At 59.1% G+C, this 19,354-nt stretch carries 21 protein-coding genes; 9 read left to right on the top strand and 12 right to left on the bottom strand.

Going from position 1 to position 19,354, the window contains the following annotated elements; translation table 11 throughout:
- Positions 1 to 6: 6 nt before the first annotated feature.
- Entirely contained in the window at positions 7 to 693 is a 687-nt protein-coding gene (locus Q1A20_RS14540; RefSeq protein ID WP_299402126.1) for a rhomboid family intramembrane serine protease, read from the bottom strand.
- 77 nt (positions 694 to 770) lie between these two features.
- On the opposite strand from Q1A20_RS14540, the gene trpS reads away from it, so the two are divergent.
- A complete protein-coding gene (gene trpS, locus Q1A20_RS14535) occupies positions 771 to 1,787 on the top strand; it encodes a tryptophan--tRNA ligase (protein ID WP_299402124.1) in 1,017 nt (338 codons plus the stop codon).
- Between the two features lie 5 nt (positions 1,788 to 1,792).
- On the opposite strand, the gene Q1A20_RS14530 is transcribed toward trpS, so the two are convergent.
- The gene (locus Q1A20_RS14530; RefSeq protein ID WP_299402122.1) at positions 1,793 to 2,314 is read right to left on the bottom strand and encodes a hypothetical protein; all 522 of its coding nucleotides are present in this window, start codon (positions 2,312 to 2,314) and stop codon (positions 1,793 to 1,795) included.
- Positions 2,315 to 2,507: 193 nt separating this feature from the next.
- On the opposite strand from Q1A20_RS14530, the gene Q1A20_RS14525 reads away from it, so the two are divergent.
- The 4 genes from Q1A20_RS14525 to Q1A20_RS14510 all read left to right on the top strand — a co-directional run bounded on the left by Q1A20_RS14525 (position 2,508) and on the right by Q1A20_RS14510 (position 5,481).
- Complete coding sequence (locus tag Q1A20_RS14525; protein WP_299402121.1) at positions 2,508 to 2,987, top strand: VOC family protein; 480 nt, start codon at positions 2,508 to 2,510, stop codon at positions 2,985 to 2,987.
- Between the two features lie 98 nt (positions 2,988 to 3,085).
- The gene (locus Q1A20_RS14520) at positions 3,086 to 4,186 is read left to right on the top strand and encodes a class II histone deacetylase (protein ID WP_299402120.1); all 1,101 of its coding nucleotides are present in this window, start codon (positions 3,086 to 3,088) and stop codon (positions 4,184 to 4,186) included.
- Between the two features lie 18 nt (positions 4,187 to 4,204).
- Complete coding sequence (locus tag Q1A20_RS14515) at positions 4,205 to 4,783, top strand: nitroreductase (protein WP_299402119.1); 579 nt, start codon at positions 4,205 to 4,207, stop codon at positions 4,781 to 4,783.
- Positions 4,780 to 5,481: an EI24 domain-containing protein gene (locus tag Q1A20_RS14510; RefSeq protein WP_299402117.1), complete on the top strand. Its 702-nt coding sequence runs from the start codon at positions 4,780 to 4,782 to the stop codon at positions 5,479 to 5,481. The genes Q1A20_RS14515 and Q1A20_RS14510 overlap by 4 nt, the downstream gene beginning before the upstream one ends.
- Here Q1A20_RS14510 and Q1A20_RS14505 read toward each other — a convergent pair.
- Both Q1A20_RS14505 and mce read right to left on the bottom strand, forming a co-directional pair.
- Complete coding sequence (locus Q1A20_RS14505; protein WP_298969461.1) at positions 5,435 to 5,731, bottom strand: DUF1467 family protein; 297 nt, start codon at positions 5,729 to 5,731, stop codon at positions 5,435 to 5,437. The genes Q1A20_RS14510 and Q1A20_RS14505 overlap by 47 nt on opposite strands.
- A 22-nt stretch (positions 5,732 to 5,753) precedes the next feature.
- The gene (mce, locus tag Q1A20_RS14500; RefSeq protein WP_299402116.1) at positions 5,754 to 6,158 is read right to left on the bottom strand and encodes a methylmalonyl-CoA epimerase; all 405 of its coding nucleotides are present in this window, start codon (positions 6,156 to 6,158) and stop codon (positions 5,754 to 5,756) included.
- A gap of 149 nt (positions 6,159 to 6,307) precedes the next feature.
- Here mce and Q1A20_RS14495 point away from each other — a divergent pair, with 149 nt between their 5' ends.
- Positions 6,308 to 7,027 carry a response regulator gene (locus tag Q1A20_RS14495; protein WP_299402115.1) on the top strand — a complete coding sequence of 240 codons (720 nt, stop codon included), beginning with the start codon at positions 6,308 to 6,310 and terminating at the stop codon, positions 7,025 to 7,027.
- On the opposite strand, the gene Q1A20_RS14490 is transcribed toward Q1A20_RS14495, so the two are convergent.
- The 8 genes from Q1A20_RS14490 to Q1A20_RS14455 form a co-directional block, all read right to left on the bottom strand.
- The gene (locus Q1A20_RS14490) at positions 7,024 to 7,749 is read right to left on the bottom strand and encodes a GNAT family protein (protein WP_299917267.1); all 726 of its coding nucleotides are present in this window, start codon (positions 7,747 to 7,749) and stop codon (positions 7,024 to 7,026) included. The two genes, Q1A20_RS14495 and Q1A20_RS14490, sit on opposite strands and share 4 nt — an antisense overlap.
- 52 nt (positions 7,750 to 7,801) lie before the next feature.
- Complete coding sequence (aspS, locus tag Q1A20_RS14485) at positions 7,802 to 9,577, bottom strand: aspartate--tRNA ligase (protein WP_299402113.1); 1,776 nt, start codon at positions 9,575 to 9,577, stop codon at positions 7,802 to 7,804.
- Between the two features lie 299 nt (positions 9,578 to 9,876).
- A complete protein-coding gene (locus Q1A20_RS14480) occupies positions 9,877 to 10,242 on the bottom strand; it encodes a 2OG-Fe(II) oxygenase family protein (RefSeq protein WP_299402112.1) in 366 nt (121 codons plus the stop codon).
- 77 nt (positions 10,243 to 10,319) lie between these two features.
- Positions 10,320 to 11,189 (bottom strand): glycosyltransferase family 2 protein, encoded by an 870-nt coding sequence (locus tag Q1A20_RS14475; RefSeq protein WP_299402111.1) that lies wholly within the window; start codon positions 11,187 to 11,189, stop codon positions 10,320 to 10,322.
- Positions 11,190 to 11,274: 85 nt separating this feature from the next.
- Positions 11,275 to 11,952, bottom strand: coding sequence for a GntR family transcriptional regulator (locus tag Q1A20_RS14470; protein WP_298969455.1), 678 nt, complete (start codon positions 11,950 to 11,952; stop codon positions 11,275 to 11,277).
- Positions 11,953 to 12,074: 122 nt separating this feature from the next.
- Positions 12,075 to 13,490: a tetratricopeptide repeat protein gene (locus Q1A20_RS14465; RefSeq protein ID WP_299402109.1), complete on the bottom strand. Its 1,416-nt coding sequence runs from the start codon at positions 13,488 to 13,490 to the stop codon at positions 12,075 to 12,077.
- Between the two features lie 117 nt (positions 13,491 to 13,607).
- A complete protein-coding gene (acdA, locus tag Q1A20_RS14460) occupies positions 13,608 to 14,858 on the bottom strand; it encodes a 3-sulfinopropanoyl-CoA desulfinase (protein ID WP_299917264.1) in 1,251 nt (416 codons plus the stop codon).
- Positions 14,859 to 14,957: 99 nt separating this feature from the next.
- A complete protein-coding gene (locus tag Q1A20_RS14455) occupies positions 14,958 to 15,791 on the bottom strand; it encodes a LysR family transcriptional regulator (protein ID WP_299917263.1) in 834 nt (277 codons plus the stop codon).
- 194 nt (positions 15,792 to 15,985) lie between these two features.
- On the opposite strand from Q1A20_RS14455, the gene Q1A20_RS14450 reads away from it, so the two are divergent.
- From Q1A20_RS14450 to Q1A20_RS14440, 3 genes are all read left to right on the top strand, one after another.
- Positions 15,986 to 17,212 (top strand): YcaO-like family protein, encoded by a 1,227-nt coding sequence (locus Q1A20_RS14450; protein WP_299402104.1) that lies wholly within the window; start codon positions 15,986 to 15,988, stop codon positions 17,210 to 17,212.
- Positions 17,209 to 17,997, top strand: coding sequence for a TfuA-like protein (locus Q1A20_RS14445; RefSeq protein WP_299402102.1), 789 nt, complete (start codon positions 17,209 to 17,211; stop codon positions 17,995 to 17,997). The genes Q1A20_RS14450 and Q1A20_RS14445 overlap by 4 nt, the downstream gene beginning before the upstream one ends.
- Positions 17,998 to 18,058: 61 nt before the next feature.
- A complete protein-coding gene (locus Q1A20_RS14440; RefSeq protein ID WP_299402100.1) occupies positions 18,059 to 19,315 on the top strand; it encodes a hypothetical protein in 1,257 nt (418 codons plus the stop codon).
- The last annotated feature ends 39 nt before the right edge of the window (positions 19,316 to 19,354 follow it).

The raw sequence follows: 19,354 nt of genomic DNA, 5'->3' as shown, positions 1-19,354 counted from the left end.
GCGCGGTCAATCGCGGCGCATGGCGGCCAGCACGCGGGCAATCCCGCCCGGCACCAAGGCAGCAGACGCGCCGAAGCCGAAGGTGAACCCAGCGAGATCGGCGACCCAGCCGTTGCCAACATCAAAGAAGACGCCCCAGATCAGCTGTAATCCCATCAACATCGCGATCAGGGTGAAAGCGCGCAATTGCTGCTCACCCTTGGCCCCGAGGCTCTGCCACATGACAAAGGAATAGCCTCCGATCAGCCCGTAGACGGCGGGAAAGCCACCCACCAGCCAGGTCTGGTCGTTCAAAAGCAGCCCATAGATCAGGGCGCCGAAAATCGCGCTGCCGAAAAACAGCACAAGCACCGCAACCTGCCCCATGACCTCGCCCACCAGCTTGCCCAAAGCGAGCAGGAAGACGATGGCAAAGAGCGTGGAGGTGAAACTTGTGTGCACGAACGAATAGGTCAAAAACCGCAAAAGATGTTCGGGCAGCCAGCGCCCGTTGCTCACCATCCAATCGAAGATGTCGCCTGAAAAGGCATAAGTCTGCACCGCAGACAGCCGCCAGCCCACCGCCTCGGCACCGCCCAGCAGACCGTTGGCCCCAAGGCTGAAAGCGGCCTCCGGCAGGGCCATCGCCAGGAACAGGATCACCACCACGGGCGGCAGCGGATTGACGGGCGAGGCTTCTTTGTGGTCCTGCATTGGCTCATTCCTTGACGATGCTCTGACCCATGGGTAAGCCAGCGCAAACCGCTTTTCCAGCACGAACGGAGACCGACATGACAACCCCGACTTTTACGCCACGTGTCTTTTCCGGCATTCAGCCGTCGGGCGGGCTGACGCTGGGCAATTATCTGGGGGCGATCAAGCGTTTCGTGCAGATGCAGGACGCTGGAATGCCCACGGTTTATTGCATGGTCGACCTGCATGCGATCACCGTCTGGCAGGACCCGAGCGATCTGCAGCACAACACGCGCGAGTTGGCTGCGGGGTTCATCGCCAGCGGGATCAGCCCGGAAAAATCGATCCTGATCAACCAGAGCCAGGTGCCGGAGCATGCGCAGTTGGGGTGGATTTTCTCCTGCGTGGCGCGCATGGGCTGGATGCAGCGCATGACGCAGTTCAAGGATAAGGCGGGCAAGAATGCACAAAACGTCTCGCTCGGCCTTTTTGGGTATCCGGCGCTGATGGCGGCCGATATTCTGGTCTATCACGCCACCCATGTGCCGGTGGGCGAGGACCAGAAGCAGCATCTTGAGCTGACCCGCGATATTGCGACCAAGTTCAACCACGACTACGGCGTCGATTTCTTCCCGATCACGGAACCGGTGATCGAAGGGGCGGCAACACGCGTGATGTCACTGCGGGACGGGTCCAAGAAGATGTCGAAATCGGACCCCTCAGATGCCTCCCGGATCAACATGACTGACGATGCCGATACGATCGCCAAAAAGATCCGCAAGGCCAAAACTGATTCCGACGCCTTGCCATCCGAAGCTGCAGGCCTGTCTGAGCGGCCCGAGGCGCGCAATCTGGTCAACATCTATGCCGCTCTCAGCGAACAATCCGTAGATGACGTTTTGCGCGAGGTTGGCGGTCAGCAGTTTGGTGCGTTCAAACCACTGCTGGCGGAACTGGCGGTCTCAAAGCTCTCGCCGATTTCAAGCGAGATGGCGCGTCTGATGGCGGATCCGGCAGAGATTGACCGCATTCTGGCCCGAGGCGCGCGGCAGGCACGCGAAATCACTGTGCCGATCCTGGAGAAGACCTACGAGATTGTCGGGATGGTCCGCTAAAGCGTCTAGAAAACGTCCAGCAGGGAGCTTTTGCGCGCCGCATCCGCACGCATTTGCCATGCGTGCACCTCCTCCACGCTGGCCTTCGCCATTTTGCGCCGCGCCTGTGACAGGCTTTGGCGCCCAAAGAGATACGATGACACGCTGAACGCGAAGAATGCATAGGCCAAAGCGGTATAAACAGCGCTGCCGGTGGATTGGTCATCGAATGCGCCGATGCCTTGCAGAAACAGCAGCACAGCGAGACAGGCCGTCGTCAGGCTGCCCAACATCACCGCATGCAGGCGGCGCATCTTCCAAAGCGGCCGCAAGGTGGCAACGGGATTGTCAGATTTGGGAAAGTTATAAAGCGCATATCCAGCTGCGGTCCCGATCAATCCGGCCAGAATCACGAAGAATTCCTTAGGAAAGAAGATCGCAACAAGTCCGATGACCAAGCCAAAGAGCGCGGCCAGCGCGTGACGCGGCGACACAATCAGCCTTTGCAGGAAATCCTGCGACGTTAGAAAATTTGCAATGCGTGTCATGCAGTTATCACCCGTAGCCCAACGCAGATGCTACCATAGGTGGCGGAATTTGTCTCGTTTTCCGTCCTAAAATGGCAAAACTTCGCCGACTGTTGCTCGCAGATGGCGCACAGTTGCTGCGCAAATGCGCATCTGGCGTGAAACTGTTCCCAAGATTATGTTCTCTTTATCATTTTGATGACAGGAACAGGACATGTCTCACCCTCCCCATGCCAGCATCGGGCACGTACACTTGAAGGTCGCGGATCTTGATCGCGCCATTGCGTTTTACCGCGATATTCTCGGCTTTGACGTGACACAGCGGTACGGTGATCGCGCCGCGTTTTTGGGTGCCGGTGGGTATCACCATCACATCGGGCTGAACACCTGGCACAGCAAGGGTGGCACCCCGGCACCGGATGGGCATACCGGGCTTTATCATGCGGCTTTCCTCTATCCTGATCGCAAAAGCCTGGCTGCGGCGGTGAAACGCGTCTCGGATGCCGGTATCGCGCTCGAGGGTGCCGCGGATCATGGGGTCAGCGAGGCTGTCTACCTGCGCGACCCCGATGGCAATGGCGTCGAGCTTTACCGCGACCGTGTGCGCGAAGATTGGCCGCGCGATGGACAGGACAATCTGGCGATGGTCAATGATCCGCTGGACGTAACCGCGTTATTGGCCGAGGCGGATTAGGCGCATCATCCGATGCGGCACCTCATGACAGCACCGCATGGACAATCGCGCGGTGCTGCGGCACCTTCCCCGCGACACAGCATGGGGTGACTGCGATCATGGCAACCGGGTTTTTCTGGGACGAAAAATGTTTCTGGCACGCGGGCGGAAACTATTCCTACACGCTGCCCATCGGCGGCCACGTGCAACCCCTTGCCGCTGGCGGGCTGCCGGAGAATCCAGAGACAAAAAGACGCCTGAAAAACCTGATGGATGTCACCGGGATTTCCATGGAACTCGACATGCGCAGCGCCCCTGAGGCCAGTCGCGAGGCGCTTTTGCACGTGCATCCGGAAAGCTATCTTGATGAATTCAAACGCCTCTCGGACGCAGGCGGCGGCGAATTGGGGCGGCGGACGCCCTTTGCTTCGGGCGGATACGAGATCGCGGCCCTGTCCGCGGGTCTGGCCGTGGCCGCCGTGGAGGCGGTCCTGACGGGCGAGGTGCAAAACGCCTATGCGCTGTCCCGTCCCCCCGGTCACCATTGCCTGCCGGATTTCCCCAATGGCTTCTGTCTGCTGGCCAATATCGCCATTGCGATTGAGGCGGCACAATCCAAGCGCATGGCGCAACGCGTTGTCGTGCTGGACTGGGATGTGCACCACGGCAATGGCACAGAGGCCATCTATTACGACCGCGATGATGTCTTGACGATCTCCCTGCATCAGGAAGGCAACTACCCGCTGGATACCGGCGCCATCGCGGACCGTGGCAAAGGTGCGGGTGAAGGGTATAACATTAACTTGCCCCTGCCCGCCGGGACCGGGCACAGCGCTTATCTGCATGCGATGGACACGATTGTGCTGCCGCAGATCGAAGCCTTTCAGCCGGACATCATCATCGTGGCTTGCGGGTTTGACGCCAGCGCCATCGACCCGCTGGCCCGTATGCTGGCGACGGCGGAAACCTTTCGCCAAATGACGCTGCGGGTCAAAGACGCCGCCGAGACCTTATGTGATGGTCGCCTCGTGCTGGTGCACGAGGGCGGCTATTCCGAGGTCTATGTGCCGTTCTGCGGTCATGCGACGCTTGAAGCATTGTCCGGCAGTACCATCACCGCCCCCGACCCGCTCGGCCCAGCCCTCGACGTTCGACAGCCAGGTCCTCGATTTGACGCCTTTCTCAAGGGTGAAATCGACCATCTCGCAACGCTTCTTTGATCTTGAGGACCTGATCTCATGCCCACACCGAACCCCCAAGCTTTTGACTTTCTTACCACACGCAGATCGCGCCCGGCCAAAACGCTGACCACGCCGGTGCCCACCGCCGAAGAACTCACGCCCCTGCTGCAGGCCGCAGCGCGCACGCCCGATCATGGCAAGCTCGAACCCTGGCGTTTCATCGTCATCGAAAAAGCGGCCATGGCGCGGCTAGCCGATATCGCCGAAGCCCGTGGGAAACAGCTTGGCCTTGCAGAAGAACAGGTCGATAAAGGCCGGGGTCAGTTCGATCAGGGCCATCTGGCGGTTGCTGTAATCGAAGTCCAGAAACCCTCCGAGAAAATCCCGCCGCTGGAGCAGACCTATTCCGCCGGGGCGGTCTGCCTTGCGCTTTTGAATGCAGCACTTACATCGGGGTGGGGCGCAAACTGGCTCAGTGGCTGGCCCAGCCATGACCGGGGCTTCATGCAAGAGGCCCTGGGTCTCGACAACCATGAAAGGATCGCAGGCTTGATCCACATCGGCACTGAAACATCCACCCCGCCGGACCGGCCCAGACCCGATCTGGACAGCATTACAACCTGGATGCCCGAATGATTTTAACCGCCTTCTTTGCAGCGCTGGGGCAGATGACGGATCCGCGGTTTCGCCGTGTGCTGCTCATCGGGGTGGCTCTGACGCTGGCGTTGCTGATTGCGGTTTCTGCGGTTTTCATCTGGTTTCTGGGCGGTCTGGTCGGAGATCAGACATCCCTGCCCTTCATCGGCGAGGTGACCTGGCTCAATGATCTGGTCGGGTGGGGGTCTGCGGTTTTGCTGGCGATCTTGTCGACCTTCCTGATGGTGCCGGTCGCCTCGGCCATCACGTCGATGTTTTTGGATACCGTGGCGCAGGCCGTCGAAGACGAACACTACCCGACGCTGCCCAAGGCCACGCCGGTGCCCATCGGTGACGCCCTTCGGGATACTGTGAATTTCCTCGGCGTCTTGATCGGGGCCAACATTCTGGCCCTTGTTCTGTATCTGATCTTCGCCCCGGCCGCGCCGCTGATCTTCTGGGCGCTGAACGGTTTCCTGCTGGGTCGTGAGTATTTCACGCTGGCAGCCATAAGGCGCGTGGGTCGGGCAGAGGCCAAGGTGCTGCGCGCGCGTCACATGCCGACGATCTGGATCGCGGGGTTCCTAATGGCGATCCCGCTGTCAATTCCGCTCTTGAACCTGATCATTCCGATTCTGGGCGCGGCAACCTTTACCCACTTGTTTCACTTGCTTCAGCGGCAGGCGTCCCACGGTTGAACCAGTCCAGATCACGCACGGTGATCACTTCAAATACGATAATTGAGGTAATGATGATCCAGAGCACCACGCTGATCGCTGTGGTGATCCAGGCCTTTTTGCGCAGATTGTGCACTTCGGGCGCGCCCGCATGTGTGCCCGGCACGATCTCACCAAGGTCACCCTGGGTTTGAACACGAATGGGCAGGACGATGAGAAAGGTCATCGACCAGATCACCGCAAACAGTACCATTGCAGATGTAATGCCCATTACGTCCCCTCCCTATCCGGTGTCAGACCTGTTCCAGTTCCACCAGACAGCCGTTGAAATCCTTGGGGTGCAGGAACAATACCGGCTTGCCATGCGCCCCGATCTTCGGCTCGCCGGACCCCAGAACCCGCGCGCCGGTTTCCAACAGATGGTCGCGCGCTGTCAAAATGTCGTCCACTTCGTAGCAGACATGGTGGATGCCACCCGAAGGGTTCTTGTCCAGAAACCCCTGAATCGGGCTGTTTTCGCCCAAGGGGTATAGCAGTTCGATCTTGGTATTGGGCAGTTCGATAAAAATGACGGTGACACCATGGTCCGGCTCATCTTGGGGTGCGCCGACGTTTGCGCCTAGTGCAGTGCGGTATTGATCCGCCGCAGCCTCCAAGTCAGGAACAGCAATGGCGACATGGTTCAAACGGCCAATCATGGTACAGTCTCCCACCCAAAGTTTCTGACTGCGCTTATGCTGTTATGGCCTGCGCGATGCAAGTGACGCACCGCCGCAGGCCCATTAACGCGCTGTTAGCCATATATGCGCCATGCTGAGTCGAAACCCGAGTCACCCCGGAGGCGATCATGGAAAAAACTGACCCCTTTGCCGCGACAATACCTGCGCCAACTGCCACGCGTCCTTTACTGGGCTTGACGGTATTGGTGATCGAAGACAGTCGATTTGCTTGCGAGGCGATGCGGTTGCTTTGCCTGCGCAGCGGGGCGCGTATCCGTCGCGCCGATTGCCTGCGTTCTGCGCGCCGCCATCTGCAGGTCTATCGCCCCTCGGTGGTCATTGTTGATCTTGGCCTACCGGATGGGAATGGCGTGGATTTGATTGCCGAACTGACCCAAACCGAACCGCGTGTCGATGTCGTTCTGGGCACCTCCGGCGATCTTGATGGCGAAACACAGGCCCTTGCCGCGGGCGCCGACGGTTTTCTGGAAAAACCGATCACGTCACTGGCGGCATTCCAACAAGCGGTGCTGTCCAATCTGCCCGCAGATCGCCAACCCAGCGGGCTGCGCCAATTGCCTGATGAGGTCATTCATCCCGACCGCATGGCGTTCCAGGACGACATGGCCCATATCGCGGATGTTCTGGAAGACCCCGCCGATGATCAGGCGCTCGACTATGTTGCGCAATTTCTTGGGGGTGTCGCGCGGTCGGCGCAGGATGACGTGCTGGAAAAAGCGGCCAAAGCACTGGCGAAACGACGTGCTGCAGGCGAACCGGCCAGCACGGAAACCGCCAAGATTGCGGGTCTCATTCAGGAACGGCTGACCCAAAAGCTCGCGATCTAGAGCGCAGGATCACTCGTCACCCGGACCAATCGGGTCAAATCGCCCAGACGTTCGCGTTGCACGCCTTGCGCATCAAAATTCGACGGTGCCAGCCAGGCATCGAATGCTGCCTTCAGCGCTGGCCATTCACTGTCAATCATCGCGAAACACGCGGTGTCTCGATTGTGGCCTTTTGCAATGGTTGCTTGCCGAAAGACACCTTCAAAGCTGAAGCCATAGCGCTGTGCCGCTCTGCGCGAGCCAAGGTTCAAAGCATTGCATTTCCATTCATAACGCCGGTAGCCCTGCGAAAACGCCCAATCCATCATCAGGTACATCGCCTCGGTCGCAGCGCGCGTGCGTTGCAAGGCCGGGCTGTAATTGATGTGCCCGACTTCGATGGAGCCGTTCGTTGGATCAATCCGCAGAAAACTCGCGACACCTTCCCAATTCCCGCTTTCGAGATTGCGGATGGCATAGAACAGTGTTGCCGGATCCTGCACCGTTTCACGCACCCAGCGATGATAGAGTGCCGAGGCGGAAAACGGGCCGTAGGGCAAATAGTCCCAGACGTGGTCCTGCCCTTCGTATGACCGATAAAGCAACTCGGCATGCGCGTCCGCGTCCAACTTCTCCATCGCCACAAAGTTTCCGGCCATCGGCGCACCCACGGGTGCTGCGGGCGGCGTCCAATCAGGAACCGGGGTTCCGAGGAAGGGTTGCGGGCGGTCGGACACAGTCATGCTCAGACGTTAGAACGGGGCGGGCCATTGGCCAACCACAATTCAGTCACCTCTAGTCCTGTGGAATGACGCGCAACCCAAGCTCCATCAACTGGTCGCTCGTTGGTTCCGACGGCGCCGCCATCATCAGATCTTCGGCCCGTTGGTTCATCGGGAACAGGATAACCTCACGAATGTTGTTCTCTTCAGCGAGCAGCATCACGATCCGGTCGATCCCGGCCGCACATCCACCGTGGGGCGGCGCGCCATATTGGAATGCGTTGACCATGCCGCCAAAACGCTTGCGCACCTCATCCTCACCGTAGCCTGCAATTTCAAAGGCTTTGAACATGATCTCCGGTTTGTGGTTCCGAATGGCCCCCGACACCAGCTCATAGCCGTTGCAGGCGAGGTCGTACTGATAGCCCAGCACATCCAGCGGATCGCCCTCCAGCGCCGCCATCCCGCCCTGTGGCATGGAGAAAGGGTTGTGCTCAAAATCGATCTTGCCGGACTCGGCATCCTTTTCATAGATCGGGAAATCCACAATCCAGGCAAAGGCAAAGCGGTTTTCATCCGTCAGGCCAAGCTCGGCACCGATGACATTGCGCGCCTTGCCGGCAATGACCTCGAAGGTCTTGGGTTTACCGCCCAGGAAAAACGCGGCATCGCCGACCTCAAGGCCAAGCTGCTGGCGGATGGCCTCGGTGCGCTCCGGCCCGATGTTTTTGGCCAACGGACCCGCGGCTTCCATGCCGTTGCCCTGATCGCGCCAGAAGATGTATCCCATGCCGGGCAACCCTTCTTTTTGCGCGAAGGCATTCATCCGGTCGCAGAATTTGCGGCTACCGCCGGTGGGGGCCGGAATAGCACGAATCTCAGTGCCTTCCTGTTCCAGCAACTTGGCAAAAATCGCAAATCCGGAACCTGCGAAATGTTCCGAGACCACCTGCATCTTGATCGGATTGCGCAAGTCAGGTTTGTCCGATCCATACCAAAGCGCGGCATCCTTATAGGAAATCTGTGGCCACTCCTGATCTACCGTTTTGTCACCGCCGAATTCCTCAAAAATACCGGTCAGGACGGGTTGGATCGCATCAAAAACGTCTTGCTGCTCGACAAAACTCATCTCCAGATCGAGCTGGTAGAAGTCGGTCGGCGATCGGTCCGCGCGCGGGTCTTCGTCACGGAAGCAAGGCGCGATCTGGAAATACTTGTCGAAACCGGACACCATCAACAGCTGTTTGAACTGCTGCGGCGCCTGTGGCAGCGCGTAGAATTTGCCGGGGTGCAAGCGCGACGGCACCAGAAAGTCGCGCGCGCCTTCCGGGCTGGACGCGGTGATGATCGGTGTCTGAAATTCGCGAAAGCCTGTGTCCCACATGCGACGGCGGATCGATGATACGACGTCAGAGCGCAGCACCATATTGGCCTGCATTTTTTCGCGCCGCAGGTCGAGGTACCGATACCGCAACCGCGTCTCTTCGGGATACTCCTGATCGCCGAAGACCTGCAGCGGTAATTCACCGGCGGCGCCCAGCACTTCGATGTCGCGGACATAGACTTCAATGGCACCGGTCGGAATCTTCGCGTTTACAAGGGATGCGTCCCGTGCCTTGACCTCGCCATCGATGCGGATGCACCACTCTGCGCGAACCTTCTCCACCTGCGCGAAAACCGCGCTGTCGGGGTCACACAAAACCTGCGTCATGCCATAGTGATCGCGCAAATCGATGAACAGAACGCCGCCGTGATCTCGCACACGGTGCACCCAGCCCGACAGGCGGACTTTTTCGCCCACATTATCAGCGGTCAGATCGGCGCAGGAGTGGCTGCGATAGGCATGCATGGATGTTTCCCTTCGGGGTCAAATTTCGCGCCAGATACACCTTTTGAGCACCGGGAAGTCAAGGCACCGAAGGCCAGAAACCGGGCGCATTCAAGCATGTTGTCACGTGTTTTCTGCCCAACGGCGTTTTCTCACGGGTCGGAGGGATCGGGGCACGTGTCATCGGCAAGGGTATCTGGCATCCATCGCGGCACTTTTGCTGTCACATGAAAGGCGCGAACATCTTGGCTTAGTAGGCGCGGACGGATCCCATCGACGCACCCAAGAAACCCGGGGCGGCCCAGCTTCGAAACATCACATCAGGAGGCCGCGCCAATCCCTTTCGGGTGGCGCAAATGCGCAATGCCACGCTGCTCCACGAAACCGACGGTCGCTTCCCAAAGATGATCGCCGTAAATATCCTGCTCAAACGGTGCGCCGCATCCCGGAATATGCGAGATGACCGCATTCACCGAAGGCTCCCGAAAAAACGGAATTGAAAAGCGCTCGGTGCCGACGCCGATGACCCGGTGGATCGGGGTCTGATTGGCGCCACCCGTCCAGCGCTGCAGCAATTTTCCGAAATTCACCGCTAGGGCACCCTCTTTTGGGGGAACAGTCACCCAATCCCCCGTCCGCATCCGCGCCTGCGACCCTTCAAAACCATCCAGCGCCAAAAGTGCCACAACCCGCTGTCAATATGCGGCGCGCTCGGCATGTATCGACGGTGTTCCTCATGCTCGATCCATAGATCTTCGACATCCTAGGGCATGTAGTCGCCATTTTGATACCGGGTCATATCGAAACGCTGCGTGCCCTTCAGATAGGCAAACGCCTGAGCGCGTTTGCGCGCGGACAAAAGCGTCAAAGGCGAAAGCAGCTTTGCAACCGCCCGGACAGCTGCCCGCAAGCCCGGCATGGAAACGCCATGCTGCCGCTCCACATACATCCGCGATTGCGCAATGAAGTAGGCCTTGAGCGCGGCGCCCTTGATCGCACTGCCAGAAGACTTCCCCCCCAGATGCGTGACCGTGGCGCCATGTTCGATCCGCAGCGTCCAGCCCGCCTGCCGCATCCGGTACACCAGATCATCGTCTTCGTGGTAGAGGAAAATCTTCTCGTCAAAACCACCAACTTCGTCAAAAGCCGCCTGCCTGCAAAAGAGCGCCGCCCCGGTCAGAATATTGACCTGCACGCTGTCTTTGTTTCCCGGCGCCGCATACCGCCGGTCGGTATATTCCGCGCGCGAAATCAGGGCTGAGCGACGGTCCAGCCGCAAATCCCCTTTACCATTCAGGATGGCCGGGTTCATCGCACCCGCTTGGGGATGTTTTTCTGCCGCCGCGATCAAGAGCGCGCAGCAGTCGGGTGTGAGCGTCGAATCCGGATTGCAAAAGAAGACGAATTCCTTCTGGTTCCCTTCCGCGCCACGATTGCACGCCGTTCCAAACCCCGCATTTTTTGGCAATGCGATGACCCTGGCGCCATGCGCTGCTGCAATATCACGCGAAGTGTCCTGGCTGTTGTTGTCCACAACGACCACTTCAATGCCTTCAGGGACAGAGGCCAGAAATGCTCCGATGACCTCGGCACTGTTGTAGGTGACGGAGACAATTCTAAGACGGTCGTGCATGAATTCCTGCTGTATCGGAGGGTTGCGAAGGCGTGCAAACTAGCGGGGAAGCGGTTCCCATACCAGCCCCCAGATTGCCTAGATGTTACAGCGCTCGCAGCCGGTGCCGCTCCAGCAGATCCACCAGCATTTCGCGGGCTTGCTGACGGTGCGCCCGGTGGGCCGCGCGGGCGATATTCGCATCCCCCTGTTCAATCGCCTGATAGACCCGACGGTGCGCTTCGTTGGACTTCAGCGGCATCGGACGCATGAACAGGGTCGTGATGCGGGCGCGGCGCACCTGATCCCGCATCATCATGACGATGTTTTCGATACGCCGATTACGCCCCAGCCGGACCAGTTCCGTATGGAACCGGTCGTCCGCTTCGGCCCATTTTTCCAGATCTTCCGAAGCGACGGCGACTTCCATATCCTCAATGGCGCGGGCCAGTTCCGCTAACTCCGAAATGCCATACCCTTTTTGGGCGGCTTGCTCTGCTGCGAGGCTCTCCAGCTCGGTCAGAACATCGTAGATCTCGCGCATGTCATCGGGGGAAACCGGAAGGATGCGGACCCCTTTGCGCGGTCGCAACTCCAGCAATCCCTGCCCCTCAAGCATCAAGACAGCCTCGCGAACCGGTGTGCGCGACATGTTCAAGAGCTCCGCCAGTTCGGATTCGAGATGGTTTGACCCTGCTGCCAACTGGCCTGAAAAGATCATCTCACGCAGAGCCTGCAGCGCGCGCTGCGCATTGGATGGGGATTTGGTATTCGGGTCGGTCAAAGACGCTCCAATGCAATATTCCGGCGCAAGGCACCGTCACAATACACAAAGAAGGCCCGAAACATCGCGCTATTGCAAGCGACGTCCACAGATGCGCCCGACGGCATCGCTGTTCAGGAGGGTCATGCGGCGATCAAGGATTGCGCTTTTGCGGTGGCGCGGTCCGCTTGTCCGTGGTCCCCAAGCCCCTTGAAGGCGCGGGCAACGGCGCGCCAGTTTTGCGCCGAGGTCGGCTTGATCCCCGTCCGCTCGTTGGCCAGCGCGAGCGCCAGATCGAATTGCCGGGCTCGCAACGCTGCCTCCAGCAAGGTCCAGCCAATGATATCACGCTGCGCGTAGCTGCCCCCCAGCCGGTGCGTCATATAGCGAATGGGCAGCAGACGGTCGACACAACGGGTGTAGTTTTCCTGTTTGAAATCCTGCATCGCCAGACAGAATGGCAGCCCGATTTCACGGGTCATCGCTACATTCGCATCAGACGCGTTCTCCAGATAGCGTTCGTTCGCGGACAGGAGCGCCTTTTGCGCATCCACCCGGTCATCGGATACAAACGTCAGCATCGCATGCACATCGTTGAAGGCATAAAGCGTGTCCTGAGCCGCCGGTTCCCATTTATTGGCCAGATGCGTCCAGCGGTCCCCTGCGTCCTGACCGACCAGGTTCATGCGCCACAGCAGGGCTGCGGCATCCAGCTCTTCGTATTTATGGCCGTCTTTGTTGCGGGAATCGAGATGTGTGTCGAAGATGCCGTAAACCTGATCATATTGTTCCAGATCAAGGTGATAGAGGCCGGTGTGCCACCACAGGTGGTTGGCAAAATTTGAGGTGCCCCACATGCCCGCATGATCCTGCATGAACCGGATACCGCCCGCCTGACGACCGCGCATTTCCATCACGTGGCTGACCGTGTGCACCGCATAGGGGTTGTCTGGGCGAATGGCCAAGGCTTGCCGCGCAAGCTCCTCCGCACGGGCGAAATCACGGTTTTCCTCGAGCCCGAAGGAATAAAAACCCAAGACGAACTCATACCCCGGAATGCTTTCATCCCAAAGGTTGAAAACGCGGGCGACGACGTCACGCTGCCCCGGCACGTCACCCAGCAACACCATCGTGTAATGGATCAGTTCCAACGCCAGCAGGTCCATCGGATATTGCGTCAGAACCGCTTCCCACTTTTGCACGGCACCGAAAAAGTCGCCCTGCACCCAGGCCCGGACCGCCTCAAAATGCCCGCGCTCCCGGTCATTGGCGCCCGGCAGCAGACGCTCCGCCTGACCCAGGCTCTCGACCATCACATCGTAGATGCGCGTTTCCATCGCCTGCGTCAGCCAGCCCGCTTTGAAGAGCCATCCCATCATGAAATCAGGATGCGCCGCAAGAACCTCATCGATCTCGGCAATGGCGTCCCCGCGAAAGGACAGAGACATCAAAATCGCACGTTCCAACCCGTCGATGGCGTTGCGGTCTCGGTAAGAAACCGGCACGCCGCGCAAATCTTTGAAGGACGTGGGAGTATCGATGACGGTCTGTGTGCGCATTGCAGGCTGCCCTTGGCGGTTTCGGATGAGCGTAACCTAGTCGCTTGTGCAAAAATTGCACTCAGGATCGCCGCGTTCACGAAAAATCTATCATTTTGTCAACGCGCGCGAGGATTTTCAGCCCGACGGTTTTCCGCGATTTTCCGCCGCCAAACAGGTGTAGCCATCCCGTGTTTGTGGGGTTTTCATATCCAAAGCCCCACCCGCAATCAGGTTACGCAGCATCTGTGCGGTCCCGCCGCCAATGGTGAACATGCGCGCATCCCGCACCATACGTTCGACCGGATTGTTACGAGAATACCCGGCCGCCCCGTGCAATTGCAGCGCATCATTCGTGACCTTGACCGCCATTTCCGAGGCAAAAACCTTGGCCTGGGCCGCAAGCATCGGGTCCGGAAAACCCGAGGTTCCGACTTCTGCACTTTTTGCCGCACGCCAAATCATCATGCGCGCCGCTTCGATTTGGATGGACATATCCGCAAGCATCCACTGCAAGCCCTGGAATTCGGAGATGGGGCGGCCGAATTGCTCGCGCGTTTTGACATGGGCGCAGGCAGCCTCAAAGGCATCCTGCGCGATGCCTAAGGCGACCGTCGCAGCCCCCACCCGCTGAGCATTATAGGCATTCATCAATCCAGCAAAGCCGCGCTCGATCCCTTCGGGCGGGGTGATCAGCCGATCCAGTGGCAGGCGCATGTTCGCAAAGCGTATTTGCGTTTCCGGAATGCCGCGCAATCCCATGGTGGGCTCACGGGCGCCGACCTCCAACCCGGGCTCTCCAAGGTAGGCCATGAACCCGCCGATGCCCTTGAAAACACCGTCTTCCACCACACGCGCGAACACCAGGTGCAACCGGGATACTCCGCCGCCGGTGATCCAGTGTTTTTCCCCGTTCAGCACCCAGCTGTCGCCATCGCGTACAGCGGTTGTCGTCATGTCGGTCGCCGCGCTGCCCGCCCCCGGTTCGGTGATGCAAATGGCTGGCTTGTCGCCGGATAGCACGTACTCGGCGGCACTTTGACGCTGCGCTGGAGTGCCATAGGCGATGATCGCCCCCACAGCACCCACATTGCCCTCAACCACGATGCGGCCGGACACGCCGCAACAGCGGGCAAATTCTTCGACGACCAATGCGATCTCAAAGCAGGACATTCCGGGCCCGCCAAGATCCTGCGGCACGGACATGCCCATGAAACCCGCGTCGGTCAGCTGATGCACCACTTCGGTGGGATAGGTTTCGGAACGATCCGTCTCCGCCGCCAAGGGCCGCGCCACCTCTTCGGCCAGAGCACGGGCGCGCGCGCGCAACGCAGATTGCTCTTCGGTCAGAAAACTCGACGGGGTGTCCTGAAAGGATCTGTCAAACATCGCAAAGCTCCAGCGCGGCGGGATCACGGACAGCTTACAACATTAGTATTTAGCAGGATATCGAGTTTATCTTGCAAATTACATGAGCTTTTTGAATGATCAGAGCGCTTGCAGGAATGTCCGGATCAGGGGGTCTGAGGAGACACCATCTGTTACAAGCACACCGACATCCCGAACATAGGGCGGGTCACCAAAGGGAACGGAGCGGAGGCGGGGCCACACGCCGGAGCTGCCCCGGCAAACGGGGACAATCGCAACCCCGAGCCCTTCGCGTACCATCGATTGAATGGCATCCAGCGAGTCTATTTCCATTGTGGCATTCACGGCTATTCCACGTTCCTTCAAACGGGCCTCGATGCCGCTACCCGCCCAGGTCTTGCGGTTGAACCAGATGAAGGGTTGCGTCGTCAGCAGCGCCTTTTCATCCCCCTCTGCATCTTTTGGCGCAATCACGGCGAGGGGCTCCTGCGCGATGTGGTGCCATTCCAACCCCGCAATCGGGCGCGGCGGTTTGGTACAGACAACCACATCCAACAAGCCCTGCCCCAACTGATCCGCCAGACTGTCGGAACTGCCACTGCGCACGTCGAAGGATAATTCAGGATGCAGCGTTTTCAATTCAGCCAACGCCCGGGGCAGAAAACTACTCAATACGGTCGGCACAGCGCCCACGATCAGCCGCCCGCGCACCATTTGACCCGTCACGACGTCTTCGGCTGCATCGAAAAGGGCGATGACCTTGCGCGCGTGATCGGCGAGTGCCCGGGCTTTGGGCGTCGGAAGAGGTGGCCGCGCGACGCGGTCAAAAAGGACCACGCCAAGCTCCTCCTCCAGCGCTTTGATCTGCAAGCTGATCGCGGAATGCGACCGCCCGATGGCATCCCCTGCCGCTGCGAATGAGCCAGTGTCGATCACCGCAATAAGAATGCGCATTTGCCGGATATTCATGGGCGATTTGAGCCGTATTTTCAGCGGCCTGACATGGCCTTGCGCGGCGATATTAGAGGATCGCGCGCGCGGGGTCTATCCGGCCTGAATTCTTGCCCTACCTGTCAGATCATCGCGAAACAAGGCCATTCCAGTCCTTCGACAAGTGTGGTTTGAATATCAAAAAGGGTAAAGTGAGCATGCCACATATGGATTTCCAGGACAGCAGTGACAAACAATTGCTGAAGGGATCGCATCGCATTTGCACCGCTCAGGAAACACTCGCACGCATCGTTCCGATGATGCATGACTTCGGGATCACGCGCGTCGCCAATGTCACCGGGCTGGACCGGATCTCCGTGCCGGTTGCCATCGCCATCCGCCCCAACGCACGCTCCATTGCGATCTCGCAAGGCAAGGGGGCGACATACGATCACGCCAAAGCATCGGCGCTCATGGAAGCGATTGAAATCTGGCATGCGGAGCATTTTGATCGCGCCGTATTCTTCGCGAGCGCTGCTGATCTTTCGGCCAGGCACGACTTCATCGATCTAGCGCGTTTGCCCCAAACGCCCGGACCAACCCCGCGGCGAACCCTGCGGATGCATTGGGTGATGGCCACCGATCTGATGAGCGATGCGCAAAAGCTGGTACCGCTAGAGATGGTGCATGCGGATTACACCCATCCCGCGTCACAGGACACCGGATATTTCCCGGCGAGCACCAATGGACTGGCCTCCGGGAACCATCCGCTGGAGGCGATCTGCCATGCGATCTGCGAGGTGATTGAACGCGATGCCCTGGCGGTTTGGCACCATTTGCCGCAGGACGCGCAACGCGCAACGCGGCTTGACCCTGCGTCGGTCACCGAGGCCGTCGCGCGCGAAACCCTTCGCAAGTTCCAGGAGGCTGGTTTGAGTTGCGCGCTGTGGGACGTGACCACCGATGTTGGCGTGGCGAGCGTGCTCTGCGTCATCCACGAAGCATGGTCGCCAGAGGGGCATCTCGGTCTCGGCTCCGGTACGCATCCGGATCCCGCCATCGCCCTGAACCGCGCTTTGAATGAGGCGGCGCAGACCCGGCTCAATTACATCACCGGCGCGCGCGAGGATCTTTTTCATGACGAATTCAGCAGCGAGGGGCGCCAGCAGAAGATCGACGCCTTTGCGGATCTGTTGACCGATCAGACCGGGATGCGCCGTTTCGAGATATTGCCCGGCGCGATAAACGAGACCTTGCAGGCGGATCTGACCTGGCTCAAGGCGCGGTTGTCTGCGGTGGGGATTGACGAAATTGCCGTCGTTGATCTGACGCGAGAGGAATTCGGCATTCCCGTGGTCCGCGTCATCATCCCCGGACTGGAAGCCCCCCATGACGATGACGCCTATGTTATGGGCGAACGCGCGCGCCGAGGACATGCACCGTGATTGTCTTTGCCGGCCCGTCCATTGCAGGTCTCGATCCTGGGTCAATTGGGGATTTTGATCTGCGCCCGCCCGTGCAACAGGGGGATGTATATCTGGCCACGCGCGACCGGCCACAGGCCATCGGCATTATTGACGGATATTTCGAAGGCGCCCCGTCGGTGTGGCACAAGGAAATTCTCTGGGCGCTGACGCAAGGCATCCCGGTGTTTGGGGCCGCCAGCATGGGTGCGCTTCGGGCGGCGGAATTGCACGCCTTCGGCATGATCGGCATCGGGCAGATATTCGAAGCCTACCGCGATGAAACCCTTGAAGATGATGATGAAGTCGCGCTTTTGCATGGTCCTGAGGAGTTGGGATACCCGCAGTTGAGCCTCGCGATGGTGAACGTGCGTGCCACGCTTGACGCGGCACAATCCGCACAGGTGATCACGCAAGACCAGGCCGCATGGATCGCGGGCCATGCAAAGTCTCAGTTCTACAAAACCCGCACATGGGACAGCGTCCTGGGCACCACGGCGCCGCAGGAAATACCCGATCCCCTGCGCCAGGAGTTGCGCGGCTGGATTGACCAAAACGAGGTCGATCAGAAACGCATTGACGCCCATGCTCTTCTGACGCGTCTGGCAAAAGGCGATTTTGAAACGCCCCAGCCCAACTATCATTTCGAAGAAACCAATCTATGGCTGAATGCCACGAAAACCTGGAGCCGACCCCGCGCGGCCATTCCCGAGGCATCGGACGAGGCATACCAGCTTTTTGGCGACTGCAGTTTTCTGGATGAATAGACGGGCGCGCGCGAATGCGGTAGCCATATCGCAGGAATGACTGGGCGGGGGCCACGACAACATGCAAGGAACGCGGTTTAAACTCTTCCCACAACCGCAATTTCTCGACGCTTACCGCGAGCCGGAAATCATCGAGGTTTCATCTCCTGCTGGCAGCCTCGGGCCGGGCCCGTCGGATGACCGGATGTACACAATCTTTCCGATCGGGAAGGAACAGCCCTATGGCATCTCGCCCGATGGCTCCGACGTGCTGGCCCCGCCCTGGACCGGTGAGATCGAAGAGATGCCCATGCCGGACGCCGAAGGCCACTTCGACTACCTGGAGCCTGGGACCCCGCAATTCGAGACCGCGCATCTCTTTGGCACCGTGCGTTTTGTGATGGACATCTGGGAGGACTATTTCGGTCGGGTGATCCCCTGGCAAAGCGACAAGACCCATGATCGTTTGGAACTGACCATCCTGCCATCGCTGGAAAACGCCTATTCCGGCTACGGATTCATCGAAATGGGCGGGGATCGGTCCACCGGCAGCCTGAAACCCTTCAGCCTGAATTTCGATGTCATCGCTCATGAATTGGGCCATGCGATCATCTATTCCGAGGTTGGCGTGCCTGACCCCAACAACGTAACGGGCGAATATTTCGGGTTCCACGAAAGCGCCGCCGATCTGGTTGCGCTGATTTCGTCCCTGCACTTCAATTCGCTGGTCGACCTGTTGTTGGAGAACACCAGCGGCAATCTCTACATGCTCAACGCCGTGAACCGCGTGGCGGAATTGTCGGAAAACAAGCAGATCCGGATCGCCGCCAACGATAAGCGTCTGGGAGAATTCGCAAAAGGCTGGGTCAAGGAGCATCACTTGTCGCAACCGCTGACCGGGGCGTTCTTTGACATTCTGGTGGATCTTTTTCACGAGATGCTCTTGGACTACGGGGCTATTTCACCAGAGATGGAGGATCTTTCCGACACGTTGCTCGCCACCGCCGATTATGCCCCGGTGATGCAGGAGATGTTCGACGCAGCCTACGCCGATCATCCCGACAAGTTCAAAATGGCGCTGCTGGATGCACGCGATATTCTGGGCACCTATCTTGCGGACACCTGGCAAAAGATCGATCGGCGGGATCTGAATTTCGTGGATATTGCCGATATCTTCCTCGAAGTGGATCAGGAACACACCGGCGGGCGCTTTGAACGTCTGATCCGCGGCAATTTCAGAATACGCGACATTGGGATTGTCGATGTTGGCCCGCAACTCGAACCGTTGGGCAAGGACAGCCATGCAAATTCTGTGCGGACGATGGTTCCAATGGACTGAAAAAGCAGAATAGGTTAACACACAGAAACAACAGGCTGA

The organism is uncultured Roseobacter sp. (genome assembly GCF_947501835.1).
Classification (GTDB): Bacteria; Pseudomonadota; Alphaproteobacteria; order Rhodobacterales; family Rhodobacteraceae; genus Roseobacter.
The sequence above is the reverse complement of the archived record's forward strand: the minus strand, read 5'-3'. Positions and strand labels throughout refer to the sequence as shown.